General features: G+C 59.5%; 1 protein-coding gene. It reads right to left on the minus strand.

Annotated features, from left to right (window positions below):
- The coding region (locus AC1DY5_RS57670) for a hypothetical protein (protein WP_478121717.1) at positions 1-205 on the minus strand (205 nt) is incomplete at its 3' end.
- Positions 206-731 lie beyond the last annotated feature (526 nt).

Below are 731 nucleotides of genomic sequence, written 5' to 3' on the forward strand. Positions count from 1 at the left end.
GATGCACCTTCGCCCGCTCGAGGACCCGCCGGAGCCTCTCTTCCGCGATGGCAATCCTGGCGAACAGTCGCAGATCCACGTCCGACGGCCCCGGCCCGAGGCCTTCGAGTTGGCTGCGATACGCGGCGACGATTCGCAGGTGGATCGCTTTTCGCAGGTTCACAGCCGCGGTCCAGGCCCTGCGTGCGCTCATCTCGGCAATCACCGGCGAGCTTCGGGATGCGCTTCCCCTGCTTCGCGCACTCGGCGTCGTTCGGCCAGTTTCCATGCTCGTGAAGGTCTGGGTGCGCGGGCTATTCAACATGTCGCTCTCGAAGTTTTTTTATGGGAAGGTTTCACATTTAGAGCTGTTGTCCTATGGTGAAGCGGCCGGATATGTAAGACATTGGCTCGACTGTTCGTCCAATTGGTAACCAGCGGTTAATGTCTCTCTTGAAACGCGGAGAATCGAGTTGCAAAAGATCTTGCGAAACGCATCGAGTCGAGATTGCGGCACTCCGATGAAGTCGTCCACGACGTGCCAGCTGATCAACGCGATCAGCTATGGGTCCCGGGCCGTGTCTTTTGGCTCGCCCAAGCCGTAGCGTGGCGAACCAGGCTCTATGGTCCTCAAACGCATTGGATTGAAGAACGCGAAGCATGAAGCGGCGCAGCCGTCGCTGCCAGATGCCATAGCTCAGCCCACACAAGGCCAGGCGGACTGGGTGCTGACTGCCTGCGCACGCGTCTTT

Source organism: Variovorax sp. P4_D9, from assembly GCF_056401695.1.